General features: G+C 70.6%; 25 protein-coding genes. 6 read left to right on the top strand and 19 right to left on the bottom strand.

Annotation, left to right across the window (positions count from 1 at the left end; translation table 11 throughout):
* Positions 1–77: 77 nt before the first annotated feature.
* Both RYH80_RS07310 and RYH80_RS07305 read right to left on the bottom strand, forming a co-directional pair.
* Positions 78–1,748 (bottom strand): LVIVD repeat-containing protein, encoded by a 1,671-nt coding sequence (locus RYH80_RS07310; protein ID WP_370903201.1) that lies wholly within the window; start codon positions 1,746–1,748, stop codon positions 78–80.
* 146 nt (positions 1,749–1,894) lie between these two features.
* Positions 1,895–2,869, bottom strand: a complete 975-nt coding sequence (locus RYH80_RS07305) for an ROK family protein (protein ID WP_370903200.1) — start codon at positions 2,867–2,869, stop codon at positions 1,895–1,897.
* Between the two features lie 535 nt (positions 2,870–3,404).
* On the opposite strand from RYH80_RS07305, the gene RYH80_RS07300 reads away from it, so the two are divergent.
* Positions 3,405–4,517: a DUF373 family protein gene (locus RYH80_RS07300; RefSeq protein WP_370903199.1), complete on the top strand. Its 1,113-nt coding sequence runs from the start codon at positions 3,405–3,407 to the stop codon at positions 4,515–4,517.
* A gap of 33 nt (positions 4,518–4,550) precedes the next feature.
* On the opposite strand, the gene RYH80_RS07295 is transcribed toward RYH80_RS07300, so the two are convergent.
* The 3 genes from RYH80_RS07295 to serA form a co-directional block, all read right to left on the bottom strand.
* Positions 4,551–5,723 carry a DUF373 family protein gene (locus tag RYH80_RS07295; RefSeq protein WP_370903198.1) on the bottom strand — a complete coding sequence of 391 codons (1,173 nt, stop codon included), beginning with the start codon at positions 5,721–5,723 and terminating at the stop codon, positions 4,551–4,553.
* 220 nt (positions 5,724–5,943) lie between these two features.
* Positions 5,944–6,804, bottom strand: coding sequence for a VOC family protein (locus RYH80_RS07290; RefSeq protein WP_370903197.1), 861 nt, complete (start codon positions 6,802–6,804; stop codon positions 5,944–5,946).
* Between the two features lie 121 nt (positions 6,805–6,925).
* A complete protein-coding gene (serA, locus tag RYH80_RS07285; protein WP_370903196.1) occupies positions 6,926–8,530 on the bottom strand; it encodes a phosphoglycerate dehydrogenase in 1,605 nt (534 codons plus the stop codon).
* A 212-nt stretch (positions 8,531–8,742) separates the two neighbouring features.
* Here serA and RYH80_RS07280 point away from each other — a divergent pair, with 212 nt between their 5' ends.
* The 3 genes from RYH80_RS07280 to RYH80_RS07270 all read left to right on the top strand — a co-directional run bounded on the left by RYH80_RS07280 (position 8,743) and on the right by RYH80_RS07270 (position 10,506).
* A complete protein-coding gene (locus tag RYH80_RS07280; RefSeq protein WP_370903195.1) occupies positions 8,743–9,282 on the top strand; it encodes a DUF7342 family protein in 540 nt (179 codons plus the stop codon).
* Positions 9,282–9,701 carry a toxin-antitoxin system TumE family protein gene (locus RYH80_RS07275; protein WP_370903194.1) on the top strand — a complete coding sequence of 140 codons (420 nt, stop codon included), beginning with the start codon at positions 9,282–9,284 and terminating at the stop codon, positions 9,699–9,701. The genes RYH80_RS07280 and RYH80_RS07275 overlap by 1 nt, the downstream gene beginning before the upstream one ends.
* 160 nt (positions 9,702–9,861) lie before the next feature.
* The gene (locus tag RYH80_RS07270; protein ID WP_370903193.1) at positions 9,862–10,506 is read left to right on the top strand and encodes an HAD family hydrolase; all 645 of its coding nucleotides are present in this window, start codon (positions 9,862–9,864) and stop codon (positions 10,504–10,506) included.
* A 54-nt stretch (positions 10,507–10,560) separates the two neighbouring features.
* On the opposite strand, the gene RYH80_RS07265 is transcribed toward RYH80_RS07270, so the two are convergent.
* A complete protein-coding gene (locus tag RYH80_RS07265) occupies positions 10,561–11,421 on the bottom strand; it encodes a dihydrodipicolinate synthase family protein (protein ID WP_370903192.1) in 861 nt (286 codons plus the stop codon).
* Between the two features lie 595 nt (positions 11,422–12,016).
* Here RYH80_RS07265 and RYH80_RS07260 point away from each other — a divergent pair.
* The gene (locus tag RYH80_RS07260) at positions 12,017–12,451 is read left to right on the top strand and encodes an ester cyclase (RefSeq protein ID WP_370903191.1); all 435 of its coding nucleotides are present in this window, start codon (positions 12,017–12,019) and stop codon (positions 12,449–12,451) included.
* Between the two features lie 88 nt (positions 12,452–12,539).
* On the opposite strand, the gene RYH80_RS07255 is transcribed toward RYH80_RS07260, so the two are convergent.
* From RYH80_RS07255 to RYH80_RS07205, 11 genes are all read right to left on the bottom strand, one after another.
* Entirely contained in the window at positions 12,540–13,052 is a 513-nt protein-coding gene (locus RYH80_RS07255; protein WP_370903190.1) for a DUF7347 domain-containing protein, read from the bottom strand.
* Complete coding sequence (locus RYH80_RS07250; RefSeq protein ID WP_370903189.1) at positions 13,045–13,758, bottom strand: hypothetical protein; 714 nt, start codon at positions 13,756–13,758, stop codon at positions 13,045–13,047. The genes RYH80_RS07255 and RYH80_RS07250 overlap by 8 nt, the downstream gene beginning before the upstream one ends.
* 313 nt (positions 13,759–14,071) lie before the next feature.
* Positions 14,072–16,666 carry a DNA topoisomerase I gene (locus RYH80_RS07245; RefSeq protein WP_370903188.1) on the bottom strand — a complete coding sequence of 865 codons (2,595 nt, stop codon included), beginning with the start codon at positions 16,664–16,666 and terminating at the stop codon, positions 14,072–14,074.
* Positions 16,667–16,770: 104 nt separating this feature from the next.
* Positions 16,771–18,270, bottom strand: a complete 1,500-nt coding sequence (locus RYH80_RS07240) for a serine hydrolase domain-containing protein (RefSeq protein WP_370903187.1) — start codon at positions 18,268–18,270, stop codon at positions 16,771–16,773.
* Positions 18,271–18,373: 103 nt separating this feature from the next.
* Positions 18,374–18,946, bottom strand: coding sequence for a tRNA (cytidine(56)-2'-O)-methyltransferase (locus RYH80_RS07235; RefSeq protein WP_370903186.1), 573 nt, complete (start codon positions 18,944–18,946; stop codon positions 18,374–18,376).
* A gap of 159 nt (positions 18,947–19,105) precedes the next feature.
* Positions 19,106–19,354, bottom strand: coding sequence for a type II toxin-antitoxin system HicA family toxin (locus RYH80_RS07230; RefSeq protein WP_370903185.1), 249 nt, complete (start codon positions 19,352–19,354; stop codon positions 19,106–19,108).
* A 75-nt stretch (positions 19,355–19,429) separates the two neighbouring features.
* Entirely contained in the window at positions 19,430–19,876 is a 447-nt protein-coding gene (locus RYH80_RS07225; RefSeq protein WP_370903184.1) for a type II toxin-antitoxin system HicB family antitoxin, read from the bottom strand.
* 116 nt (positions 19,877–19,992) lie between these two features.
* Positions 19,993–21,306 carry a M28 family peptidase gene (locus RYH80_RS07220; protein WP_370903182.1) on the bottom strand — a complete coding sequence of 438 codons (1,314 nt, stop codon included), beginning with the start codon at positions 21,304–21,306 and terminating at the stop codon, positions 19,993–19,995.
* Between the two features lie 127 nt (positions 21,307–21,433).
* Positions 21,434–21,799 (bottom strand): hypothetical protein, encoded by a 366-nt coding sequence (locus tag RYH80_RS07215; protein WP_370903181.1) that lies wholly within the window; start codon positions 21,797–21,799, stop codon positions 21,434–21,436.
* Positions 21,796–22,281 carry a hypothetical protein gene (locus RYH80_RS07210; protein WP_370903180.1) on the bottom strand — a complete coding sequence of 162 codons (486 nt, stop codon included), beginning with the start codon at positions 22,279–22,281 and terminating at the stop codon, positions 21,796–21,798. Before RYH80_RS07210 ends, RYH80_RS07215 begins: the two co-directional genes overlap by 4 nt.
* Positions 22,282–22,380: 99 nt before the next feature.
* Positions 22,381–23,016: a DUF420 domain-containing protein gene (locus RYH80_RS07205; RefSeq protein ID WP_370903179.1), complete on the bottom strand. Its 636-nt coding sequence runs from the start codon at positions 23,014–23,016 to the stop codon at positions 22,381–22,383.
* Positions 23,017–23,357: 341 nt separating this feature from the next.
* On the opposite strand from RYH80_RS07205, the gene RYH80_RS07200 reads away from it, so the two are divergent.
* Positions 23,358–24,053 (top strand): M48 family metallopeptidase, encoded by a 696-nt coding sequence (locus tag RYH80_RS07200; RefSeq protein ID WP_370903178.1) that lies wholly within the window; start codon positions 23,358–23,360, stop codon positions 24,051–24,053.
* Between the two features lie 93 nt (positions 24,054–24,146).
* On the opposite strand, the gene RYH80_RS07195 is transcribed toward RYH80_RS07200, so the two are convergent.
* A complete protein-coding gene (locus RYH80_RS07195; RefSeq protein WP_370903177.1) occupies positions 24,147–25,199 on the bottom strand; it encodes an NAD(P)-dependent glycerol-1-phosphate dehydrogenase in 1,053 nt (350 codons plus the stop codon).
* A 91-nt stretch (positions 25,200–25,290) separates the two neighbouring features.
* Entirely contained in the window at positions 25,291–25,989 is a 699-nt protein-coding gene (locus RYH80_RS07190) for an HD domain-containing protein (protein ID WP_370903176.1), read from the bottom strand.
* Positions 25,990–26,104 lie beyond the last annotated feature (115 nt).

Genomic DNA, 26,104 nt, shown 5'->3' with positions numbered 1-26,104 from the left:
ACCGAAGTGTGTCACGGTTCCGCACGGAGCGTGTGTCGGACGGTCACACGAGGTCCCGCCCGTGGTCGGTCGTCCACTCACCGCTCGCGGTCCGCCTCGTCCCCGTCGCCACCGGCTCGGTGTCGTCGCCAGGCGCCGAGACCGAGTCCACCGAGTCCCAACCCGGCGAGTGCCGTCGCCAGACCGAACCCGGGCCCCTCCGTCGTCGTCTCGGTGTCGCTGTCTGCCCCGCCGTCACCCGCCGTACCGCCGCCGTCCTCGGAGCCGCCACCCGTCGAGGGTGTCGCCCCCGTCGTCGGCGACGACTGGACGGTCGGCGTCGACACGGGGGTCGGCGTCCCGGTAGGAGAAGCGGTGGTCGTTCCCTCGTCGGACGCGGTCTCGGTCGGTGTCGCGGTCTCGGTCGGCGTCGCCGTCAGCGCGGCTGGGTCGCCGCCGGTGCCGTCCGTCGTCGGGAACACCCACAGTCCGGCGTCGTCGGCCACACCACGTTCGGCGACGCCCATACTCGCCGCGACGAACGACTCGCCGGGGACGGCGACTCGTGCGGTCCAGAACCGCGCGGCGGCTGGGTCGACCCACCACGACCGCTCGACCGGCGCGGCGGGGTCGGACACGTCGTGACGCTTCACCCCGCCGCCGTACCACGAGGAGTACAGGGTGCCCTCTCGGAACTCGAAGTTGTGCGAGGTGGTCCACGGCCCGCGGAACGTCTCGTCGCGTGCCCGCGGCGGGTCGATCGTCGCCAGTTCGCGCGGCGCGGTGGGGTCGGACACGTCGTACAGCGTGATCCCACCCGGACCACCTCTCGTCCCGTCGTCCGTCTCGACGGCCCACGCCTCCACGCCGACGCCCAACAGATCGTTCGTCTCGTCAGTCGCGACGTAGTGGTGGTTCCCCGGCGTCGTGGTGTACTCTCCCCGCTTCGGGTCGACGAGCGTCGTGAGCGACACCCCCGGGATCGTCCCACGGTGTGTCGGGTCACTCGGGTCCGACACGTCGAGCAGGTACGTGCCGGCGTCCCAGTGAGCCAGGGCGGCGAGGCCGTCGCGGACCCACACGTCGTGGAGCGTCCGGAAGAACGGCTCCACGCCCGACCAGCGGTCGTCGTGTGCCACGAGCGACCAGCGCGCCACCTCGCGCGGCTCGTCGCCGGTCGTGTCGACGACCACCAGCGGGTTCCGCGTCGTCCCGTCCACCGTCTCCGCGCCGTTCCCCGTGAGGTACAGTGTCCCGTCGACGAACGCGCAGTTGTGGATCGGGAACGACGTCGGGTGGAAGCCGGCGAACGCCGGATCGGCGGGATCGGACACGTCCGCGAGGTAGACGCCACGCCGTGCCGTCGCGTCGCCGCCGTTGGCCGGCCCGACGACCGCCAGCGTCTCCCCGGACAGTTTCACGTCGTACACCTGTCGCAGCGGCCCCGGTCCCTCGTCGGCCAACAACTCGCGCCGCTCGGCGAGCAGTCGCGGTCGCGCCGGCTCCGAGATGTCGACCGTCGCGAACCCGTCCGTCACCGCGAGGTACGCCGTCTGCCCGTCCGGCGAGACGACCGCCTCCTTCGTCCCGGGCACGCGGAGCCGTCCGCGTGGTGTGACCGTCGCCGCACTCGCCGTCGCCCGGCCACTCCCCCGTCCGTCGGCCGTCTCGACGACTCTCTGCTCGTCGGTGGTCGCAGCGCTGGCGGCACCGAACGCGGAGAGGCTCGTCGCGAGGAACCCAGCACGGAGCGCGTCGCGCCGTCGCATACCCGTCGTCGGACGGGGAGCGGCAAGTAGGCGTCGGTGTGTCTCACGGTCGCAAACAGCGTGACGAGTACGAACCGTTCGCGTCTCGCGGTCGTCCCCCGATCACGCGGCGAGGATCGTTCGCGTCTCGCCGCCGGCCGCTCGACTCACGCGGAGAGCCGCGAGCGGTCGCCGGTGCCGTCGGTGAGCGCGGCGGCGAGTGCGCCCTTCACGACCACGTCGTCGCCCAGCGTCGTGAGTGTCACGTCGGGAACGTTCGTCATCACGCGCTCGGGGAGCCGCTCGCGGATCGGCTCCAACACCGTCTCGGGGTTCTCTAGCGCCACCGCGCCGCCAACGAAGACGACCAGCGGCGCGTACGCGTGGACGAGATCCGCCACGCCGATCACGTTCCAGCGTTGGACCCGCTCGACCGTCAGCGTCGCCAGCGGGTCCGTCCCGGCGGCCGCGAACACCTCCGGCGCGCCGAACGACTCGTCGTCGACCGGCATGTCCGTCGGCACGTCCTCCGTCTCGTGGAGGTGGCGTGCGTACCGCGGGACGTTCTGGCCCGAACAGTACGCCTCCCAGTGGCCCTCGCGGCCACAGCCACACGTCATCGCCCCCTCGTGATCGACGACGACGTGACCCACCTCCCCGGCGTTGCCGTCCCAGCCGGTGAGGACGTTGCCGTCGACACAGACGCCGGCACCGATCCCGGTCGAGATCGTGAGGTACACCATGTCGTCGGGGTTGCGGTCGCTGTAGAAGCGTTCGCCGATCACACCCGCGTTCGTGTCGTTGTGCAACGACACCCGGTCAGTGTCGAGCAACTCCGAGAGCGGCCCGGTCAACGGGACGCGGTCGATCCGGTCCGGCAGGTTCGCGGGGTCCTCGACCGCACCCGCCGCCAGGTCCAGCGGCCCGACGGAGCCGACGCCCGCGGCGACGACCTCCTCGGGCGCGACGCCGGCGTCGGCACAGGCGCGCCGGGTCACGTCCAACACTGCCTCCGTCACTGCGATCCCCGTCGGTCCGGTCGGCGTCGCGTCGCGCGCGATCCCGACGATCTCGCCGGTCTCGTCGCCGACGACTGCCCGGACGTTCGTCGCCCCGAGATCGACCCCCACGTACGAGGCCATCACCGGAGTGTCTCCGCCGCGCCACTTAATCGGGAGGTTTCGCCCGAGAGTGTGTGGTGTGGTGGCGTCTCGATACACCTGTGTCGATGTGTTCGGATAGACTGCATGAGTTGAATGGGGCCGTCACCCGGGAAGCCCCGATCCGCTCGCGGTCGCTCGGCGACATATCGCGCCTCTCGGCACCGTTCGGCGCGATAGAGGTCGCCGAGACGACTGAACTGAACGCGAGCGGATCTACGGGAGAGCGAATCTCTCCCGAGGAAACGGCGGCGGAGCCGCCGTGACCGCCCCTTCCGGTCCCACCCGGAACCGCCTCGCACAGCACCTCTCCCTCCCCAGCCTCGTCGCTCGCTCCGCTCGCTCCTCCCTCGCGCGTTCCTCGCGCGCCACTCCCAAACGGCCAATCCATTCGAACGTTGCTGCTCCCGTCGCAACGGGTCGGCATCGACTCCACCCCGCCGAAGTCGACGGCGTCTGGCCGTTCGCCCGCACTGCGCCCGAAAGCTTTCGTACACTCACACGCAACCCCCTCGCGATGTACCTGGTCCTCCCGGTCGACCTCGACGACGACCTCGGCCGCAAGACGGGGATGGAGACGCCCGTCGTCGGCCGCGCGGCCGTCGAGGAGGCGGCGGTCCGTCTCGCGACGGCGGACCCGGAGGACTCCGACGTGAACGTGTTGTTCCAGGCGGTCAAGGCGTACGACGAGTTACGCGAGAGCGTCGACGAGGAGGTGGAGGTGGCGGTCGTCACGGGCGTCGACGGCTCGGACGTGGCGGCCAACCGCCGCGTCGGCGAGGAGGTCGACACCGTCCTGGCGTCGCTGACGACCGGCGAGGACGTCCGCTCCGTCGTCGTCACCGACGGCGCCCAAGACGAGTCCGTCTTCCCGGTGATCCGGTCACGGGTCCCCATCGACGGCACGCGCCGTGTCGTCGTCCGGCAGGCACAGGACCTGGAGTCGATCTACTACACGATGAAGCAGGTGCTGGACGACCCGGAGACCCGGGGGACGATCCTCGTCCCGCTGGGGATCGTCCTGTTGATCTACCCGGCCGCCGTCGGCGCCTCGCTGTTGAACGTCCCCGGCGCGGCGCTGCTCGGCGTGCTCTCCGGGCTGACGGGGCTGTACTCGCTGTTCCACGGCCTCGGGTTAGAGGAGACGGTCGACGCCGCGGCCGACCGCCTCCGGCAGGGGCTGTACGCCGGGCGCGTGACCATCGTCACCTACGCCGTCGCCGTGGCGCTGATCCTCGTCGGGGTCGTCCAGGGTGTCGAACAGGTTCGCAGCGTCCGGGCGGCCCTCGCGACCCCGACGGCGACGGAAGCCGTCGCGACGTTCCTCTACACCGGCGTCCGCTGGTTCGCGGTGGCGGGCGTCACCACGTCGCTGGGGCAGGTGACCGACGAGTACCTCGCCGGGCGGTTCCGGTGGCAGTACGTCAACGCGCCGTTCTACGTGGTCGCCATCGCTATCGTCGTCCACGGGCTGTCGGGCTACTTCGTCCCCGGCGTCGCCGGGCTCGTCCCGCTCCCGGTCCAGCGACTCGCGGTGACGCTGGCGGCGGGAACGATCCTCGGCGTCCTCTCGACGCTCACCTTCGCCGTCGCCGAGTCGCGGTACGGCGTCGATCCCGACCCGACGTGACTCCCACCGCGTGTCGGGGCTGCCGCCACGGACTCACTCGTGGTCGCCGCGGTCGTCCGGCTCCCCGCCGTCCGGGCGCTCCCCGGCTTCGACCTCGATCACGTCGTCCAGCGCCTCGTCGATCGTCTCCTCGGAGACGCGGGTGGTGACTCGGAATCCCACCAGTGCCAGGACGATCCCGGCGACGATGAACAGCGCGAGCCGTTGGGTCGCAGACATCGTCACGTCGAGGATCGTCAGGTGCGCACGGCCGGCGCGGCGTTCGAGGAACCAGCCGGCGAACCCGCGGACGACGAGCCCGAGCGCGGCGACGCCGAACGGGAGGTTGAGGTACGGCGACCGCACCGCCTCGTCGCGGATCAGCTCGTCGAGCAGCCGGCCCAGCGAGGCGGTCAACGCCGCGGCCGCCAGCCACGGCACCGCGGTGTAGACGAACTGCATCGTCGCGACCAGCAGGTCCCCCGTCCCGCTGCCGGTCGTCTCGAAGGCCCCCAGCGACGCGCCGACGACCGCCAGCCCGGCCGCGACGACGTAGGTGACCACCGACACCTGCCCGGAGTACAGCGCCTCGCGGGCGCGTTCCGGCGCGGTCTCGACGAACTCGTCGACACCGAGTCCGTAGTACAACAGCGCCGCGCCCAACAGCGAGGTGAGTCCCGCGACCGCGATGGCGGGCGAGAACTGCACCAGCAGGACGGGGAGGAGGATCAGGCCGATCCCGAGCGGCACCAACACCGTCTCGCGGAGTTCCTCGTCGCCGGTGAACTGCTTGAGGAGGTAGTAGGTGGACTCGATGTCGCGCGCCTGCCGGACGACGACGCGGTCGACGGAGTCGACGGGGAGCCGCGACTCGACGATGGGCACCGCGCGCTCGTCGGCCGCCGAGTCGACGACGACGACCGCGCCGTCCACGTCGTAGCGGTCGAGCACGGAGTCGAGGCCGCCCGCCAGCGCGCGGTCGCGGCCCACGCCGGACTCGCCGGTGCCCGAGACGACCGCGACGACCGTCTCCTCGCCGCCGTCTTCGAGGTCGCGGGCGACCCGCAGCGACTCGAGGATGGAGTTGACGATCGCGTCTTCGGGGTCGGCCAACCCGACCTCCGTCACGAGCGAGCGGACGGCGTCCCAGCCGACCACCGGCGTCCGGACCCCCGACTTGCGACCGATGTCGTCGGCGCGGTCCACACACAGGACCAACGTCGTCACGGTCGTCCGGTCGTGTTCCCCCGACAAAAAGCCTGACATACCCGGGCGGACGGCGCCCGGCGTCTCCACCGACACGCGGCGACCGGTCGCGACTCACTCACCGTCACGCGCCCACCGGTCGCGACTCACTCACCGTCACGCGCCCACCGGTCGCGACTCACTCACTGTCACGCACCCACCGGTCGCGACTCGTCCCCGTCACGCGGCGCCCAACCGCGACTCACGCCTCGTCGCGTGGCGACAACACGAGGTGGTGGCCGTCGGGGTCGTACAACTCGACGGAGCCGTCCGGGCGCTCGAACGGGTGGACGGACGGGTGGTCGCCGAACGCGCGCTCGGCGGCCGCGGCGGGATCGGTGACCCGGAGCCCGACGTCGACGTGGACGCCGCCGCGGGCGTCTGCCAAGCCGAGTTGTGGCTCCCACAGCTCCAGGTCGACGGGGCGGTCGGCGTCTGCGGGGCCGCGGAGCCGAACCCGTCGCCGCCGCTCGCTGCGGTCGATCGGCTCGAACCCCAACTCGCGGTACCGCTCCTCGGCGTCGTGTCGCGAGGCGACCTCCAAGACGACCTCGAACACGCCCGTCAGCCCCTGGCCCGTGTCGGCGAACCCGCCGACCTCGGGACAGTGGCCGTCCGGGTCGAACGGGTACACGGAGGTGGTGTCCCCGAAGGTGACCGTCTCGGCGTCGGGGAACTCGGCGCGCCACCGCGCCTCCTCGCGTGGCGGCGTCTCGAACGCGAAGTGGACGTGGAGCCCACCACGCGGGACGCCGTCCGGACGCCGCAAGACGAGGTGCGTCCCGCCAACGTCGAACGTCGTCTCGCGGGCCGTCCGGTCGACCGGCACGAGTCCGAACCGGTCGGTGTAGAACGCGGTCGCACGGTCGAGATCCGCCGTCTCCAGGGCGAGGTGCGCGAGTGCCGGGGAGCTTCGCTCTGCGCTCGACTCCTCCGTCTCGCCAGTGTCGTCTGCGCCACTCGCCGCTCCGTCGGTGTCGCCGATGTCGCCCGCCTGATCTGCCGCCGCGTCGTCGGCGCCCGTCTCCTCGTCGGCGTCTGTCGCCGGACTGTCACTGGTCACGCCCCGTGGGTTCGACGGCGGGGCACCTGACGTTGCCGCTCGTGGCCGCGAGATGGAGCGGGCGTAGCCGAGTGCGAACCGTCCAGCGACGAGGGGGTCAGAGGCGTCCGGCGACGCCCCGTCAGGATCGGCCCGTGCCGCCCTCGCGGTCGAGACTGATCTGGGTCGCCTCGACCATCCGCTCGTCGGCGAGCAGCTCCGCGAGAACGTCGTCGGGGACCGGATCGTCGAGGTTGTAGACGGTCAGTGCCTCGCCGCCACGGGTCTGGCGGGCGTTGAACATCCCGGCGATGTTCACGTCCGCCCCCCCGAGCACGCTCCCGACGAAGCCGATCACGCCCGGCTCGTCGCGGTTGCGGGCCACCAGCGCCTGGCCGTACGGCCGCGCGTCGACGCGGAACCCGTCGATCCGGACGATCCGTGGGTCGTCGTCGGCGAACAGCGTCCCGCAGACGCTCAACTCCTCGTCGCCGTCCCGCACCGTCACGGTGACGAGACTCTGGAAGTCCGCGGCCTGCCGCGTCTTGCTCTCCGTCACCTCGACGCCGCGGTCCTCGGCGATCCGCGGGGCGTTCACGGCGTTGACCTCGTACTCCAGCGAGCCGAACACCCCACGCAGCGCGGAGGCGGTGACGAGTTCCACGTCCTGGTCGGCGATCTCGCCCTGGTAGTGGACCTCCACCTCGCCGATCCGGTCGTCGAGCAACTGCACCGCGATCCGTCCGGCGGTGTCGGCGATGTCGACGTACGGCCGCACCGCCGGGAACGACGCCTCGTCGAGCGACGGGGCGTTCAGGGCGTTCTCCACTGGCTCGTCGCGGAACGCCGCCACCACCTGCTCGGCGGTGTCGACGGCGACGTTCTCCTGAGCGGCGCGGGTGCTCGCTCCCAGGTGTGGCGTGACGACGATCTCGTCGACGGCCAACAGCGGGGAGTCCGGCGCGACCGGCTCGTCGGCGAACACGTCGACGGCGGCCCCGCGCAGCGGCCCCTCGTCGACCGCTCGTGCGAGCGCCGGCTCGTCGACGATCCCGCCGCGGGCGCAGTTGACGAGGAACCCGTCGCCCAGCGCCTCGAGTTCCGCCGCGCCGATCATCCCCTCCGTCTCCGGCAACAGCGGGGTGTGGATCGTCGCCACGTCGGCCCGTTCGAGACAGGTCTCGAGGTCGTCGACCAACTCGGCGCCGAACTGCGCCGCCCGCTCGGCGTTGATGTACGGGTCGTGGACGACCAACTCCATCCCGAGTGCGTCGAGTCGCTTCGCGACCTCCTGGCCGACACGACCGAGCCCGACGATCCCCAGCGTCGCGCCGTCCAACTCCGTCCCGAGGTACTCCGACTTCGCCCAGTCGCCCTCGCGGAGCCGAGCGTGTGCCTGCGGGATCGACCGCGCGGCGGCGAACGTCATCGCGACGGTGTGTTCGGCTGCGGCGCGGACGTTCCCCTCGGGTGCGTTGGCGACGATCACGCCGTGGCGCGTCGCCGCGTCCACGTCGATGTTGTCGACGCCGATCCCGGCGCGCCCGACGATCACCAACTCCTCGGCGGCCTCGAACACCGCCTCGGACACCTCCGTCCCCGAGCGGACGATCATCGCGTGGACGTCTTCGACCGCCGCCAGCAGCGCGTCCCCCTCCGCGTCGTAGTCGGTCGCGACCGTGTGCCCCGCCTCGCGCAACAGTTCGAGGCCGGCGTCGTCGACCGGGTCCGTGACGAGTACCTGCATCTACCCGAGGCTGGCGTGGCGCGCGTGTAAGCCTTTCCGCGGTGGGGATTCCTGCGCCGACCACGACTCGTGGCTTCCAGAGAGTCTCTCTGTGCCGTCACCCGTCACGCGGTCGTCCGTAGACCGGACCGCCCGACCGCACGTATCGCGAGGTCGAGAGGGATAATATCCCGACAACAAGAATTATCTCTTGGCGGCACCCACGTTCGAGCGTGACACAGCCAGCGGACGGGCCACCGCCGTTCGACGCTGCGTTCGACGGCGAGGACGCGGAACGGCGGGTGTACGGGACGATCCTGCGGACCAGGACGCCGACGACGGCGACGACGGTCGCGGACGACGCGGCGTGTGACCCGAAGACGGCTCGGAAGTACCTCGACTGGTTCGTCGACCTCGGCGTCGCCACGCGCCACGAGGGGCGGCCGACGACGTACGAGCGCAACGACGACTACTTCGCGTGGCGACGAGTCGACGAACTCGCGACCGACCACTCCGTCGCGGAGTTGCGCGAACGCGTCGTCGCTCTCAGCGACCGGATCGAGACGTTCCGCGAGCGGTACGAGGCGGACGCGCCGAGCGAGGTCGACGCCGTCCGCGCCAGCGAGACGGTCGCGTCGCCAGACGACGCCGACCCGCTGGCGACGGTGTACGACGACCTCACGGCGTGGCGAACCGCCGTTGAGGAGCGCGACCTGTACGAGCGCGCTCGTCGACAGGCGAGTCGGTCACACGGGGAGGCGACGGGCGACTGATGCCCCCGACCGACGCGGAGGCACCACCCGTCGACCGGCCGGTCTTGGAGTACGTCCGCGACACGCTCCGGCAGACGCGGCAGTTCGAGAGTGCACGACTCGTCGACGACGGGAACCTCGCGCTCCGGGCGACGCTCGCGACGACGTACTACCCGGCGGCGACGACGGCGACACTCACCGTCCGGTGGTTCACCAACGACGACTTCGGCGTCCACTACCGCGAGGAGCGTCCCGACGGCGACTGGGAGTGTCGGTGGGACCGCCACCCGAACACGCACAACGACCGCGACCACTACCACCCGCCGCCAGACGCCGCTACGCCGGGCGTCGACGAGTCGCGGCCGACCGACTACCGCGACGTGGTGGGACTGGTGCTCGACCGAATCGAACGCCGGATCGAGTCGCTGTGGGAGGGATGACGCACCGGAGGCGGGTGCCGCTCGTCGAGACACCGTGACGAGGTCCGGTCGTCGACGGGCCGCCGTGAGGTGCTGGCCGTCGACACACCGTGACGGCGGTCGCTCGTCGTCTACGCGCCCGACCAGTACAGTTGAATCCTCGGAGCCCGGAGAGAGACTCGTGACACTGATCGCGTTCGACTTCGACGGGACGCTGTCGGACTCGGAGATGACCGTCTCGCTCGGCGAGCGGGCGGGCGTCGCCGACGAGATGCGGTCGATCACCGAGCGAGCGATGGCCGACGAGATCGACTACGCGGAGAGTCTCCGAGAGCGCGCGGGACTGCTCGCGGGGCTGCCCGACGACGAGGCGGCCGCGGCGTTCGACGGCGTGCGCCTACGCCCCGACGCCGGCGCGCTCCTCCGGCGACTCGACGCCGCGGGTCACCACGTGGCGATCCTCACGGGCGGGTTCGAGCGGGGCGTCGCCCGCGCGCTGGCTCACGCCGACGCCAGCGAGGCGGTCGACACCGTCGTCGCGAACGCACTCCCGGTCGCGGACGGCGCGCTCACCGGCGAGGTGACGGGGCCGCTGATCGAGGGGACGAAAGACGACGCGCTGGCGGTGTTGGCGGCGGCGGTCGACGAGGCGGTGGCGACGGCCGTCGCGGTCGGCGACGGGGCGAACGATCTCCCGATGCTCGCGGCCGCGGGGCTCGCGGTCGGGTACGAGCCGAAGGCCGCCGTCGAACCGACGTGTGACGAGACCGTCGCGTCGATGACAGAACTGGCGACGCTGTTCGAACGCGAGGGACTACTGGACTGACGGACCGCACTGTGCGGCCGAAAACGGCGACCGCGTCCCGATCCACCGCTCCTCTCAGAATGGCTCGATCAGCCACTCCAGCCGCGCCTGCGCGTCGCCGTCGGTCAGCGGGCGGTGTGGCGACCGGACGTGTCCGGCGGACACACCTCGCTGGCGCATCGCGTACTTCAGCCCGGCGACGCCGTACGCGGCGGTCACGGCGTGGTTCAACTCCACGAGGTCGGCGGCTCGCTCGCGGGCGGCCGTCGGGTCGTCGGCGACCGTCTCGTACACCTCCGCGGCGGCGGCCGGCGCGACGTTCGCCAGCGCGAGCACGCCGCCGTCGGCACCGGCGTCCAGTGCCGGCCCGAGCACGCTCCCGCTGCCGACGAGCAACTGGAAGTCGGCGTCTGCGGTCCGACGCCGCGTCCGCGTGAACGCGCCGAGGTCGCCGCTGGAGTCTTTCATCCCGGCGACGTTCGGGTGTGTCGCGAGGTCACCGACCGTCTCCGGGGTCAATCGGACGCCGGTGTACTTCGGGACGGAGTAGAGGTACACTGGCAGCGGACTCTCGTCCGCTACCGACCGGTAGTACTCGCGCAACGCGGCCTGGTCGTGCTCGTAGTAGAACGGCGTCACCACCAGTGCGGCGTCGGCACCCGCCTCGGCGGCGCGTGTCGTCGCCGCCAGCGTCTCGCGTCGCCCCGGGTGGCCGGTGCCGGCCAACACGGGCAGGTCGGTCTCCTCGACGACGACCTCGATCACCCGCGTCCGTTCGTCGGCGGTCAGCAGTTCCGCCTCCCCGTTCGAGCCACACGGGACGAGGAAGTCCACGCCGTGGTCCTCGACCCACCGCACCACCTCCCGGAGCTTCGTCTCGTCTACGTCGCCCGACTCGTCGAACGGTGTCACCAGCGGCGGTCCGATCCCGTGCACGACCACCGACACACGCGGCGGCGACATGAGTGTTAGCCTCACACCGCGTGGTGGGGGTCGGCCCTCTCGGCGTTCGTCGGGTGCGGTGGGGTCGGGCGTCTCGCAGGCCGTCGACGTGTGGTCTCTCGTCTGTCGTCCGTCCGACGCCCGGCGTGCGTCTGACGGAGAATTAAGTCGTCTCCCGCACGGCGACCGTGTGGGCGCGCCCCCGGTCTGCCCCCCGGCGGACCACGGAGGCACACCCCTCGCTGCACTCGCAGTTCCCCCTCCGCGGACGCGCCCGGCACACCCGACACCCACCCTCTCGCGGACCCGACCCACCCGACCACTCGACACACGACGCCGTCGTCGTTCTGCCGTTCACACGTCACTTGCCGCACCGACACCCGAAAGCGACGCCAGAACGGAGACACTGGAGTCGCAACACCGGAGCGGCGACGGCAGGCAACGACAGATCGGAGAGATCGACAACGCAGCCGGTAGAGTTACGACGTACGTGGGAACTGAGACAAGTGTGAACAAATAGCAGCAGGAATAATTGCTCTCGTTTGGTACACATCCGATATTACTTGTACCCCGGGTGCGTAGGTGTTGTATGACAGAGAGTACAGACGAGGCGGGACTCGTGGCGTTCCACGAGCGGTTCGTGGAGACGGTGCTGAACGAGCAGGCGTTCGACAGGCTCGACGAGTTCGTCGCCGAGGACGTGCGCGTCCAGACGAACAACGGGATGAGCGAGGGGATCGAGGCCTACCGACAGAGCACGCTGGGGCTGTTGGGGGCGTTCACCGACTTCGAGGCGATCGTCCTCGACACGTTCGTCGACGGGAACACGCTGATCTCGCGGACGCGGTTCACCGGCGTCCAGACGGGTGCGTTCATGGGGATTCCGGCCGGCGACACGGAGGTCTCCTGGGAGAGTGTCACGATCGCTCGCGTCTCGCGGGGGAAGATCGTCGAGACGTTCGCGCTCCACGACCAGATCTCGCTGTTGAGCCAGCTCGGCGCGATGGACCTGCCGGCGGTGTGACTCGCGGCGAGGCTCGCGTCGCCCACGCACTCGGGTCGACACGTCGACAGCGGTGTCTCACACTCGCTCAGTTCGACACGTCGACGCCCTAGAGGGTACTCGCCTCCCCGTCTCTGAGAGCGACCGCCTCGCTCGACTCCCCGTTCGCGGACGACTCCTCGTTCGCCGCGGGTGCCACGAGTGTCCGCGCGACGCGTCGGCCGGCCGGCGTGAGGACGTACCGCTCCTCGGCACGCTCGACGAGCGTGCCGCGGAGCCGGCCGAGGTGGTAGTTGAACCGCCCGGAGTCGGCGACACCGACGCGGTGTCGCAGCGTCGAGAACCGCAGCCCGGACGCGCCGTCGTCCTCGTCCGTCTCCCCGCCGGTCGCGTCGGCCGCCGCGAGTGCCGCGACGATGTCGACGCGCGTCTCGTCGCTCAACAGCGCGAACACCGTCTCGTCGGCAGCCGCCGCAGTCGCGTCGACGTGTTCGGTGGTCGTCGTCGCGTCGCCGTGTTCGGTGGTCGTCGTCGCGTCGCCGTGTTCGGCGGTCTTCGTCGCCGTGTCGTCGTACTCGGAGGCTCCCGTCCCACCGCCGTGGCTCCGCTCCGTCTCAGTCACCGAACCGCACCTCCACGATCTCGACCTCGGTGACGGTCGGGTGGCCGTCCTCGGTCGCCCACGACAGCTCCGGCACGACGGGGTACTCCTCCTCGCCGGCCGCCAGCGAGAGCGTCGCGGTGCCGCCGCCGGCCAACTCCTCGGCGATGGCGCGGCGCGCGCCGCGGTCGAAGCGGTTGCGGTCGGCCGCCGCCCGGCTCGTCCGCACCGCGACCACGTCGACGGCCATCCCGTCGGCCCCGGTCTCGATGGTCACGCGCAAGGGCACCGTGTTGTGCGGCTCGTCCGCGAGCGTCGGGAACGCCAACACGGCGTCTTCCGCGTTCGCCAGCGTCTCCATCTCCTCGTCGAGTCCACCGGTACCGCCCGCCGTCCCGGCCGTTCCGGCGGTGCCGGCGGTCGGGTCGCCGGGGGTCGACGGGCCGGCCGGGTCGACGCCGCCCGGCGGGTCCGGCTCGTACCCCGGCGTCGGGTCGCGGTCGCCCGGCCCACCCACGTCGACGCCGAACGCGCTGCCGAGCGACTGTTCGACGCGCCGTGTCACCTGTCGCTCGATCCGGTCGCCCAGGTCCTCGACCCCACCCTCCCGGTCGCGCAACCCCCGGTGGAGCACCTCCTCCCACGAGAGGTCCAACTCTCGCTTGCGTGCTCGCATCCGCTCGAACACCTCGTCGTCGTCCACGGAGACGCGGATCTCTCGTGCCATGTGAGTCCGTTTTCGCACTGGTACTTCAATCTGGTGGCTCTAGCTCACACAAGACTCACATCGATGTGAGCTACCGGCCCTCGGCCCTGTTTCGGCCCGGTCACAGGGACGAGGTTCGTGGACTCCCCGGTCGCGGTGGGCTCCCCGGGACCGACACTATCCGTCGGCTGGACGCGAACAGACTCACCGCCTCGGTGAACGAAAGACGAGTAGGGAGAGACGGAGAGGAGGAGAAACCTGGAGAGAGACGAGTAGGGAGAGAGATGGAGAAGAGGAGAAACCTAGAGAGACGGAGACGGAGAGCGCCGGTCGGCTACTCGATCTGGTCTTGCCAGTCGCGGATCGTGTCGACGCCGACGCCGTCGACTTCCTCGGCCAGCGTCTCGGGGTCGGCGTCGGCCAACTCGCCCACGTCGTCGATCCCCGCCGCCTCCAGTTTCTCGGCGGTCGCCTCGCCGATCCCGTCGAGTGTCTCCAACTCCGAGCCGGCCTGTCGAGCCTGGTACTCCCGGTAGTTACAGATCGGACACCCCAGCGCCCACGGCTCGTCGTCGTCCTCGTCGTGGATCTCGAGGTGCGGGAGAGCGTGATCCGCGCAGGTCTCCTCTGTCACGACCACCTCGCCGCGGCGCGGCAGCGGCAGCGAGTACTCACAGTCCGGGTAGCGCGTACAGCCGACGAGACGGTTGCCCGACCGGAGCTGTTTGATCGCCAACTCCCCGCCGTCCGCGTCGCCGCAGTCGGGACACACCCCGATCACCACGTCCTCGCTCTCGTCGGCCGCCTCGGCCTTGCAGGCCGGACAGCCGTGGACGAACGTCTTGCGGCCCGCGAGCATCTTCACGTGGGCGAGGCCGTGCTCCTCGCACTCCTCCTCGAGCAGGATCGGCCGCCCGGTCGACGGCAGCGGGAGCGTGAACTCACAGTCCGGGTAGCCGTCACAGCCGACGAAGTACGAGCCGCCCCGCGCCTGTCGCACCAGCAGGTCGTGGTCGCTCTCCGGACACGGGCCGAGTCGCTTGTCTGCCTTCAGCGACTCCCGCAGGTGGTCGCCCACCTCGTCGCGGGAGTCGGTCAACGCCTCGAACACCTGGTCGAGCATCTCGCGCGACTCGCCGGCTACGTCCTCGTAGTCGACATCGCCGCGGGCGATCGCCTCCATGTCCGCCTCCAGTTGGGCGGTCATCTCCTCGGTGACGATCTGCTCGGCGAACTCCTCGGCGGCGTCGACGACCGCCTCCGCGAGTCGCGTCGGGCGGGGTGGGTCGGACTCCACGTACCCCCGGTCGTACAGCTTCTCGATGACGTTGTGTCGGGTGGACTTCGTCCCCACGCCGAGTTCCTTCATCTTCTCGATCAGCCGCGACTGGCCGTACCGGCGAGGTGGCTGGGTCTGCTTCGCCTCCGACCGGCTGTCGGTGACGACCAACTCCTCGCCCTCCGAGACGTCCGGCACCAGCGTCTCGCTGGCAGACAGGTACGGGTACACGTCGTGGTAGCCCGCCTCGACGAGCCGCTTCCCGTTCGCCTTCAGCGACAACGGCGCCTCGCTCGCGGCGGCCGCGACGCCGCCGTCGGCCTGTGCGGTCCCCTCCTCGCCGGCGGCGACCCCGTCCGCGACGGCGTCGACCTCGCTCACGACGCGGAGGTGTTCCCACTCCGCCGGCTCGGCACACGTCGCCAGGAACCGCCGGACCACCAACTCGTACACCTCCCACTCGTCTTCCGAGAGGTCGCTCCGGTTCGGGACCTCCGCAGTCGGGTGGATCGGCGGGTGGTCGGTCGTCTCCTCGTCACCCTCCGTCGGGGTGATCTCCTCGCGCTCCAACAGCGACGCGGCGTCGTCCGCGAACGGCTCCACCTCCGTGAACGTCTCTATCAACTCTCGCTCGTCCAAGTCCTCGGGGTAGACGGTGTTGTCCGTCCGCGGGTAGGTGACGTAGCCGGCGGTGTACAGCTCCTCGGCGAGACTCATCGCCCGCTGTGCGGAGTAGCCGAGCGACCCCGCGGCGGAGATGTACGCGGTGGTGTCGAACGGGGCCGGTGGGTCGTCCGTCCGCGACCGCCGCCGCACCGAGGTGACCGGCGCGGTCTCGGCGGCCGCCAGTCGCGCCGCGACGGCCTCGGCGGTCGCCTCGTCCCAGACGCGTTCGGCCTCGGTACCGTCGTCGGCCTCGTAAAAGTACTGCGCCTCGAAAGTCGCGGCGTCCGTCTCCGTCTCGGCGGCCGCTGGCGACTGGAGATCCGCGAACAGTTCCCAGTAGTCCTCGGGGTCGAAGGCGCGGATCTCCCGTTCGCGGTCGACGAGTAGCTTCAGCGTCGGCCCCTGGACGCGGCCGACGGAGACGAAGTCGTCGCCCAACTGGCCCGCCGACAGCGAGAGGAAGCGGGTGAGCGCGGCGCCCCACACGAGGTCGATCTCCTGGCGGGCCTCGCCCGCGGCGGCCAACTCGAAGTCGATCTCGTCGGGGTTCGCGAACGCCTCGTTCACCTCTCGAGCCGTGATCGAGGAGAACCGGACGCGGTCGACCGGCACCTCCGGGGCGGCCTCGCGGACGATCTCGTAGGCCTCCTTCCCGATGAGTTCCCCCTCGCGGTCGTAGTCGGTCGCGACGATCACGCGGTCGGCCTCCGCCGCGAGCGACCGCAGCGCGGCGACGATCCCCTCCTTCGTGGGCTCCTTCTGGACGGGCGCGTCGATCAACTCGACGGGTTCCACGTCGCGCCAGTCGCTGTACTCCGGCGGGAAGTCGAGCCCGACGACGTGGCCCGACAGCCCGATACAGCGGGTCGCGCCCCAGCGGTAGACGTTCGTCCCCGCACGACGCTCGGTGTCGAACGACCCCTCGCTGCGGATCTCCGCGAGCCGCCGCGCGGCGTTGTCCTTCTCGGTGACGATCAGTTCCATCGACTGGGGGAGAGTACGCCCACCACCGGGCAAAAGGTTTCGCGTGGAGCGGCGCGACGCCGTCGGCGCGCCCGTCGTCTCCACGACTCGCTCGTCCTGGCGACTCACTCGCCGCCGCCGCCCCGCGTCGGGTCCACGCGCCGGAACCGCCACCGGCCGACGACGAGTGTCGTCCGGTCGCCCGACGTGTCGAACACCGCACGTTCCGGTGTCGTCTCCCCGCCGCCGACGCGGAAGACGTGTCGCCCGGCGCGTACCGCGTCGATCGTCTCCGTCTCGTCGGACTCACTCTCACCAGCGTTCTGCCCGTCGTCGTCGCCGTCCGTGACGGCGACGAGCGGCCAGACCCTCGTCCGGAGCGGTCCCTCGACGCCCAGCCGGAGCGTCTCGCCTTCGGTGTCGACGCGAGCCCGCCAGACGCCGTCGCCGGCAGTGTACGTGCCACGGAGTCGGTCGTGTCGCCGCCGACGAGCGAGCGCCGGTGCCCCCGCCGTCGGCGGGTGACCCAGCCGGCAGGCGACGACCCCGGCACCCAACTCCCCGACGCCGTACTCCGGGACGGCGTTCGCGGCGACGGCGACACCCACGCCGGCGTCCGGCACGACCCCGAGGTAGCCGCCGGAGACCGCCACGTCGCCGCCGCGCCCGTACAGCGTCCGCCCCGCGACCGTCCGCCGTTCCCACCCGATCGCCTCCAACGCCGCCGGGTCGACCACCTCTCGTCCGGCGACGCTCCCTTCACCCAGTACGAGTCGCGCGATTGCCGCGAGGTGGCGGACGGACGCGAGCAGCCCCGTCGCGGGGCGGAGCGTCTCGGCCGCCGGCAGCGACGCCGCCGTCGGCTCGCCGTCCTCCAGCAGGTACTGGGTCATGTGATCGTCGTCCATCGCGAAGGCGGTGTCGTCGAACGTCGCCCGCTCGAGACCCAGCGGCGCCAGCACGTGCTCGTCGACGTAGTCCGCGTACGACCGGCCGGTGCAGGTCTCGACGACCCGTCCGAGCAACACGTACCCCGCCGTCGAGTGCGCGACGCGTTCGCCCGGCGACGCGAGTGGCTCGCCGTCCCACGCCGCCGCGAGGTGGGCGCGCACGTCGTCCCACGTCGCCAGCGGCCGCGTGTCGCCGCCCAGCCGGAGGTGCCGCGCGAGCAGCGCCGCCCGCAGCCCGCTCGCCGGCAGCCCGGCGGTGTGGCCCAGCAGGTGCCGGAGTGTGATCGGTTCGGGCGAGTCCGAGTCGACTGTTCCACCCACGTTGGACGCGTCCGAGTCGGCAACCGTCCCGCTCGTCGGGAGCGGCACGTCGACGTGATCCGTGACGGGGTCGTCGAGCGAACAGAGGCCGGCGGCGACGAGTTGGCCGACGGCGACGGCCGTCAGCGGCTCCGTCGCGGCACCGACGCCGAACAGCGTGTCCGGCGTCACCGGGCGGTTGCCGGCCCGATCTCGCGCGCCGTAGCCAGCCGCCCACGTCGCCGGGTCGTCCGCGTCGAGCGACGCGAACCCGTCGTCGGCCTCCACCACCGCGACGGCGACACCGGGGACGGCGTCGCGCCGTTGTCGCTCGCGCAGGAACTCGGCGATCGCTCGCTGTGTCTCCTCGTCCACGACGCACACGTGTCGTGCCGGCGGTTTGAATCGTCGGGTGTCTCTCGGTGACGAGTGATCGACGACACCGGTGTTCTGCCTCGCCGTCCCGAACGCGTCGTCGTCACTCCTCGCCGCTCCCGGTCCCGTGCGCGGGGTCGCCGTCGGCGTCGACGACGCGCTTCCCGGTCGCCTCGGGGACGACGGTGCGGTCGGCGTCGGTCCACTCGCGGTCCAACTCGCGCCCCTCGAACAGGCGGTCGAGGAACACCGCCAGTCCGGCCACCTCGGAGTGGGGTTGGTTCGTGACGGCGACGTTGAACGCCGCCTCGTCGTAGAACTCGAAGGGGACCTTCTCGCCGCCGACGACGACGAGCAGCGGCTCCTCGGCGTGGGCCTCCCGCACCTCCTGCTCGACCTCCTGGACCGGGAGCCCGTACATCGTGAGGTGGGCGACGGTGCCCTCCCAGTTGCGGGCGATGCTGGGGCCGACGGTCCGCGACTCGACGGTGAACGGCCCGCCGAAGCGGTCGGTGATGTCGCGGACGGTGTCGGCCGCGTTGCCGGCGTTGTCCGGGAGGATCACCCGGTCGGCACCCAGCGCCCGGGCGGTCAACCCGACGTGGGTCGTCATCCGGTCGTCCCGACCCGGCCGGTGGCCGTACCGGACGACACAGACCTCGTTGTCCTCGTGCACGGCCGCCACGAGGCGACACGCGCGGGTGGGTGTTTCGCTTCGGTCGCCAGAGTGGCCGTCTCGTCTCGACCGCCGCAGTGGGCGTGTGGCGACGACGTAGTCGACGAGTGGAGAGACGAGAGAGCGCAGCCGACGCGACGAGTTGGAAAGGGAGAGAGATCAGAGACGGCGATCCAGTTCCCTGCAGAACTCCCGGAAGTTGTTCGCGCCGCAGTCCTCGGCGATGGAGCGCAGAGTGCCCTCTCGCACGGGGTCGTGTGCCAGCGGTACCGTCGTCCGTCGAACCTCACCAGTCTCGGGATGTTCGTACCGGAGGGTCAAGTGGTCTCCACTCCGGCTCACGGGCTCGAAGTTCCAGGCGTTCACGAGGACCGTGGCCACTTCCCGTCCCGAGAACTGCGTTCGCATCTACCGACGGGCTCCCCTTCGCCGCACTAATCAGTTTCGGTACGATAGCTATTACTAGAACAGATAAAGATCTAGTCAGAACGGGGTACCGTCTTCACTGTTCGTGACACTCTCGTCTACGAAATCCTCTCGTGTCGCCTCCTCGACGGTGCTAGACGACCTGGTGTGTGCTTCGATGGCCTCCGCGAGGTTCCGGAGCGCACTCGGTCTGTCCTCGCCGCCGCTGGCGACGCCGGTCTGTGTGTCGTGTGCGGAGACCCCGTCGGACTCCGCCCGCAGTACGACCAGGTCGCGATCCAACAGCCACGCCGTGTGCCGCTCGTTCACTCGAACCTCCTCCAGCGCCCCCGTCTCGGCGAGTGACTCCAGGCGACGTCTCGCCTGCTCGTTCGAGAGGTCGAACCGTTCGGCGACTTCGCCGGTCCCGTAGAACGGTCGATCGGCGGTCTCGAAGAAGAACAGGATGTCCTCGTCGGACACCGACTGTGCGAACCGGCCGTCGGTTCCACGTCTCTCGGGCATGGTCGCCCGTACGCACCGGAGACGCAAAAGCCGTGTGGTAACAACTTCACGGGAGAGACGGCTCCGAACGCTCGCTCACGGGTAGTACAGGGCCGCGTCGACCCGGCCGACTCGACTCAGTACGGCCAGTCGCCGGTGATCTTCATCCCCTCGGCTTGGCCGGCGGCCTCGAGGTCGGCGGCGATCTCGGACTCGGGCCGGGGCTCGACGGTCGTCTCGGCGTCCGTCAGTTCGACGACGAGCGCGGTCAGGAGGATCGCCTGCTCGCGGAGGTTCCGGGGCTCCAGTTTGTCGAGCGTGTCGGCGAAGGTGTGACCGTACCCGCGGCCGCGTCCCTCCGTCTTCCCGGCGACCATGTACCCCGGAACCCCGTGGCGGACGAACGGCCAGTGGTCGCTGTGGGGGACCAACTCGGGGACCACCTCGATCGGGTGGTCGAACCGCTCGGCCACCCGTTCTGCTGCCGCCCCGAGTCCGTCGAAGCCGTGGGTCGTCAGTTCGAGCGTGCGGCCGTACACGTTCGAGTCGACGTTGACGATCGCGCGGATGGCGTCGTGGTCGGCGCGCTCGCTCTCGACGGTCGAGCCGACGAGTCCGACCTCCTCGGCCCCGTAGGCGACGAACCGGACGCGGGTGTCCAGTTCGGCCTCGCGACGCGCGAGAGCGTTCGCGATCTCGACGATCGTCGCCGTGCCGGCGCCGTTGTCCATCGCCCCCTCGGCGATGTCGTGGGCGTCGGCGTGGGAGGTGACCAGTACCTCCTCGTCGGTGTCCGGGCCGAGCTCCGCGACGGCGTTCCCGCTGGTCGTCTCCGGGGTCTCGCAGTCGACGGCGACGGTGACCGACTCGCCGGTCGCGCGTCGTGCCAGTCGCGTGCCGACCTCCTTCGAGACGCCGACGGCGGGGATCTCGCCGATGGGCGCGTCGGCGGTGCCGACCGACCCCGTCGGTGGGAGACACCCCTCGACGTGGTTCCGGAAGACGAACGCCGCCGCGCCCGCCTCGACGGCGTGGTAGTACTTCTCGCGGCGGTGGACGAACCGCTCGTACCAGTCCGGGACGGTCGTCGACACGAGCGCGACCTTCCCGTCGAGGTCCGCCTCCTCGAAGTCCGAGGGAAGTCCCGCACCCACGTCGACCAACTCGCCGGTCGCCGACGCGGACGGGGAGCGCGGTAGCGCTATACACTCCCGCTCGCCGGCGGGCGTCTCGACGGTCGCGTCGCCGCGGACCCACCCTTGCAGGTCGAACTCCTCGATCCGGACGTCCCGACAGCCCGCCTCGGTGAAGGCGTCTCGGGTCGCTTCGAGCGCCTCGCGCTCGCCGGCCTGGCCGGCCATCCGGTTGCCGACGTCGACCAGGGTCTCCAGGTGCTCCCAGCCCGCGTCACTCGTGAACGTCTCGCCGATCCACAACGGTGTGTCCGTCATACGCCCGGAGAGTGTGGGCGCACCGAAGAGCGTTCGGGCACGGGCAGACGGCGACGGGTGTCGGCACGAGTGCCGTGTGTCACTACGGCGCGTCGTGACCGAACGATCTGGTCTCCGGCCGCCGGAGTCACGTCTCCGGTGGCCGTCCGAGTACCGCACAGAGGTCGTCGACGAGTCGCTCGACGAACTGGTTGCGGACCCTCCCCTGGACGCCGACTACGTCTTCGCCGTCTCTCAGCGTCGTCACGGTCCACGGGAGGACGTGACTCTCCCGATTCGGGTCACCGGCGACCCACGCACCGCTCGGGATTCGAACGGCCGACGCGTGGTGTGAACTGGTCGTACACGCGACAGCCAGCGAGTCCCGGCTCGGGTACGGGAGTCGTGCGGACGCGACGACCACCCACGGCCGTGGGTTGGTTCCCGATCGGAACGGGTCGCGTCCCCAGACGACCTCGCCACGGCTGGTGACGTGCCGGTCGGGTCCCGTCACGGGTCCGTCGGCGACTCGTCGGTCGACGTGTCGCCCGGTTCGGTCGTCTCCCCGGTCGCTCCGGTTCGTCCGGAGCTCGTCGAGTCCGTGTCCGACGACGACGCGAACGCCGGGACCGGATCGACGGCGGCCTCCATCCACCGTTCGATCTCGTCTGGGGCGAACCCACCGTCTCGGTCGTCGGCACGACCGGCCGCGAGCCGTCCGGCGGCCGCTCTCGCGTGTTCGTCGTCGGCGACCGACCAGAACTCGCCCCGGTGTGCGAGTCGGCCGTCTCTGCGGAGGCGGTCGAGTGCGTCCGCGACCGCGGCCGCGTCGTCGTCGAGCGCCGTGACGATCTCGTCTCGACGGAACGCACTGTCTGCGTGCGCCAACAGGAACCGGTACACGCGGCCGGCGACACGCTCGTCCCGGTCGTCACCCGTCCACTCGGTCGCCGTGTCGTCGTCGAGTGTCCGGAACTCGTCTCGTGTGATCGGCACGACCGTGTATCGGTCGGAATCGTACTTGAAGCTAGCTCCGAGGCGAACTCGCGACCGGGAACGTACGGCGGAGACGGGGCGTCAGATCCGACGACCGCGTCAGTAACTCACTTCGACGAACTCGTAGGCGTACACCCAGTTGAGCAGGACGTACGTCACGACGCCCAACGTCAGCGACACCAGCCACGAGCCGGCGGCGATCCGGCCGATCTTCCGGTGGGGTGTCTCCGTCCGGAGTTCCTCGACGGAGTGAGTCGCGGCCAGCGTGATCGCGTACAGGACGACCGGCACCGACACCACCGACAGGAGGATGTGGATCGCCAGCATCGCGAGGTAGACGGCTTCGACGGTGCCGGCGAACGCGCCGAGGAACATCCCCGACTCGATGACGATCCGCTTCTCGCCGGGGCCACCGCCAACCTTCAGGAGGTACATGACGAGGAAGACGAGGATCAACCCGAAGGAGGTGCCCATCGCTGCGGCGTGTCTGCGGACCTCGCCACGACGGATCCAGTACCACCCGAGCGCGATCGTCACGGTCGTCACGGTGTTGACGACCGCGATGGCGTGGCTCAGGAGGTTCACCTGTCCACGGGTCAGGTCGGGGAAGATCGGGAACACCCCGGCGAAGGTCCCGATCACCGCCGCGTAGCCGATCACGGACACCACCGCGACCGTCGCCCGCGGGTACTCCCGGACCCGCGCGAGCGGGCCGCTCGCGTCTGCGGTTGCCATACTCTGCGGTTGAGGCTGGACAGGCTTGCGTCTTCGGATGTCGCTCGGTGTCGTCGTAGTGAAACGGGTGGGCGCCCGACGGTCGGTGCCGGAGGTCTCATACCCCGTCTGGCGGGATCATCGTCCCCCATTCCCGACACGGCTCTATCGTGCCTCCCGCTACTTAATCGTTGTCGATGTTGACTACTACCTCACACAATGTTCGGTCCACATCAGACACCACAGCAACTCCAGAACGTCGCTGTCGGCCGAGTACCGTGCACATCTCCTGGTCCTGGCAAAAGACCTACACGCGACTCGGACGTACCAGACTCCGTGACGACCGACGGGAGTGACGAGACGTGACCGGGCCGATCGCCCTCGCCGCCGACCTGCTCGCGACCTGGTGGGAGCTGTGGCTGGTGGTCGTCGTCGGCCTCCTCGCGGCGGCGCTCGCGCCGGCCGTGATCGCGGCGACGAGCGCGACGCGGCGGCCGACGCCGACCGAGCGGGACCACCTCGTCGCGGCCGGCGTCCCGCCCGAGCGCGTGCGTGTCGTCGCGGCCGGCGACGCGGCGGCCGCGTTCGCGGCCGGAATCTCCCCGCGGTTCGGCCGCGTGTTCCTCACGACCGGGCTGTGCGAGACGCTGGCTCCCGAGTCCGTCGCGGCGGTCGCACGCCACGAGTACGGCCACCTCCGCCGGCGGCACGTCCCGCTCCGGCTCGCCGTGCCGGTCGTCTTCGCCGTGTCGTGGGTCGCTGCGGCGCGGCTCGCGCCGGGAACGGGATTCCTCGTCGGGCTGGCGCTGCTCGTCCCGACCGTCGCCGTCTCCGTCGCGCTGGCCCGCTGGACGGAACACGACGCCGACCGGTTCGCGGCACGAGTGACCGGTGGGGAGCGACTCGCGGCCGCACTCGCGACGCTGTCGGCCGACGGTCACCTCGCGGACGGCGGTCGGTTCTCCTGGCACCCGGCGCTGGCCGACCGGATCGCGAGACTCGATGCCGACGCCGACGGCCGACACGAGTTCGAGTCGCGACACGCGGGCGACGACTGACTACCGAGGTCAGTCCTCGACCCTCTGGGATCATCCCTCGATTCGCCGAGATCTCTTCTCGACTCTCCGGGATCACGCCTCGATTCGGCGAGGTCACTCCGGGATCACGCCGGTCGTCTGCGCGACACGTTCGACCGCGGCCGGACTCATCCCGTCGCCGAGGATGGTGTACCGGTCGCGGATCTCGTGGGCCGTCGCCAGCGCCTCCAGAATCACGTCCGGCTCGATTCCCAACTCCGCCGCGGTCGTCGGCGCGCCGATCTGGTCGAGCGCGTCGCGGATCAGGCGCCAGCCGCCGTCCTCGCCGGTGTGGAGGTACTCGATCATGATCGACCCGACGCCGACCTGGTGGCCGTGCAGTGCCGGGTCGGGTGCGATCCGATCGAGTTGGTGCGAGAACAGGTGTTCCGCGCCGGAGGCGGGCCGCGAGGAGCCGGCGATGGACATCGCGACGCCCGAGGAGACGAGCGCCTTCGAGACGAGCCACGCGGACTCCACGAGCCCCTCCTTGATCGAGTCGGCGTTGCCGACGAGCATCTCGGCGGTCATCTCCGAGAGCGCGCCGGCGTACTCGCTGTAGTGAGCGCCCTTCAGTCGACTGGCGAGCCGCCAGTCCTTCACCGCGGTGTAGTTCGAGATGATGTCCGCACAGCCGGCGGTGGTGAGCCGCCACGGCGCGCGTGCCATGATCTCCGTGTCGGCGACGACCGCCAGCGGCGGGTCCGCCGCGACGGAGTGACGGGTGTCTCCCTCCGGGATGGACGACCGGCCGGAGACGATCCCGTCGTGGCTGGCGGCCGTCGGGACGGAGACGAAGCCACGCCCCACCTCGTCGGCTGCCATCTTCGCCACGTCGATCACCTTCCCGCCGCCCAGTGCGACGAGGTACGCGGCGTCCGTCTCGTGGGCCGCCTCGGTGACGCGCTCGATGGAGTCGTACCCGGCGTGGTCGATGGTGACACTCGCCACGTCGTCGAACTGCGATCGCACCCGCTCGCCGGCGAGCTCCTCGGGCGTCGGACTGGTGACGACCAGGGCGGTGCCGACCAGCCCCAGCTCTCCGACCGCCGCGCCGACCTCGTCGAGCATCCCGTGGCCGACGAGCACGTTGCGCGGCAACTGGATCCACCGCGACTTGTCTGTCATACCCGCGTCTCCGTCGGCACCGTTGAAATGGTTTCGTGTCTCCGTGACACGAGTCCGTACCGCTCGCGGCCGTCTCGGCGGCCGAACGGGCTCAGTTCGACCGGACTTCGCTCTCGTCGATCTCCATCGCCGTCACCTCGTCTTCGAGCCACTCGCGGAACCAGCGGACGCGCTTGAGTCGCCGGTGGGCGACCGCCTCGCCGGTCTCGGACTCGACGCGGGAGGCGTGTCGTTTCCCGCGCTGGTAGACCCGTTCGACCATCGTCGCGGCGTCCATGTGCGTCCGGGACTCGTAGCCCATCCGCAACAGCATCAGTGCCGTCCCGTTCGCGCCGATCTTGTCGAGCAGGTCCGCCTCGATCAGACACTGTTTCTCCAGCGAGAGGTCCGTCACCGGGCCCTGGTAGGAGTGGTCTGCGACGGCGTCGACCACCTCGTCGACGAACGACGGGGCGTACTCGCCGCGCGACTCGAGGAACTCGCGGGCGACCCGAGCGCCCTCCTCGGCGTGGACGTCCTGGTCGGCCTCCAGTTTGGCCACGTCGTGGAACAGCGCGGCGACGCGGACCACGTCCACGTCGGCCCCCTCCTCGCGGGCGATGTGTTCGCCGATGTCGACGACGTTACGGATGTGGTTGAAGCGGTACTCGGCGGAGTGCCACGGGTACCAGCGCATCCGGCCGCCGTCTTCCTCGCTCTCGACGGAGGCGACGAGGTACTCGCGGACGAACCGCTCCATCTCGGCGAACGCCGACGGCTCGACGCCCGTCTCTCTCACCTCGACGCCCACGGGCGACACCTCCAGACGACACGAATCGAAGAGACGTAGTCGGTTCTCATTACTCGACTCTGATGCGGGTTGCGTCCTTAATGGCTTCGCACGACCCCGCAGCGCCGCCCAGACG

This window comes from Halobaculum sp. MBLA0147 (genome assembly GCF_041361345.1).
Lineage (GTDB): Archaea > Halobacteriota > Halobacteria > Halobacteriales > Haloferacaceae > JAHENP01.
This window is presented reverse-complemented; position numbering and strand designations above follow the sequence as displayed.

What these genes read in the sequence shown, in the direction of transcription:
- RYH80_RS07195 (WP_370903177.1), bottom strand. Translation starts at nt 25,199, where the DNA reads ATGACAGACAAGTCGCGGTGGATCCAGTTGCCGCGCAACGTGCTCGTC.
- RYH80_RS07245 (WP_370903188.1), bottom strand. Translation starts at nt 16,666, where the DNA reads ATGGAACTGATCGTCACCGAGAAGGACAACGCCGCGCGGCGGCTCGCG.
- RYH80_RS07310 (WP_370903201.1), bottom strand. Translation starts at nt 1,748, where the DNA reads ATGCGACGGCGCGACGCGCTCCGTGCTGGGTTCCTCGCGACGAGCCTC.
- RYH80_RS07225 (WP_370903184.1), bottom strand. Translation starts at nt 19,876, where the DNA reads ATGCCCGAGAGACGTGGAACCGACGGCCGGTTCGCACAGTCGGTGTCC.
- RYH80_RS07275 (WP_370903194.1), top strand. Translation starts at nt 9,282, where the DNA reads ATGCCCCCGACCGACGCGGAGGCACCACCCGTCGACCGGCCGGTCTTG.
- serA (WP_370903196.1), bottom strand. Translation starts at nt 8,530, where the DNA reads ATGCAGGTACTCGTCACGGACCCGGTCGACGACGCCGGCCTCGAACTG.
- RYH80_RS07205 (WP_370903179.1), bottom strand. Translation starts at nt 23,016, where the DNA reads ATGGCAACCGCAGACGCGAGCGGCCCGCTCGCGCGGGTCCGGGAGTAC.
- RYH80_RS07230 (WP_370903185.1), bottom strand. Translation starts at nt 19,354, where the DNA reads ATGCGAACGCAGTTCTCGGGACGGGAAGTGGCCACGGTCCTCGTGAAC.
- RYH80_RS07260 (WP_370903191.1), top strand. Translation starts at nt 12,017, where the DNA reads ATGACAGAGAGTACAGACGAGGCGGGACTCGTGGCGTTCCACGAGCGG.
- RYH80_RS07220 (WP_370903182.1), bottom strand. Translation starts at nt 21,306, where the DNA reads ATGACGGACACACCGTTGTGGATCGGCGAGACGTTCACGAGTGACGCG.
- RYH80_RS07305 (WP_370903200.1), bottom strand. Translation starts at nt 2,869, where the DNA reads ATGGCCTCGTACGTGGGGGTCGATCTCGGGGCGACGAACGTCCGGGCA.
- RYH80_RS07250 (WP_370903189.1), bottom strand. Translation starts at nt 13,758, where the DNA reads ATGGCACGAGAGATCCGCGTCTCCGTGGACGACGACGAGGTGTTCGAG.
- RYH80_RS07300 (WP_370903199.1), top strand. Translation starts at nt 3,405, where the DNA reads ATGTACCTGGTCCTCCCGGTCGACCTCGACGACGACCTCGGCCGCAAG.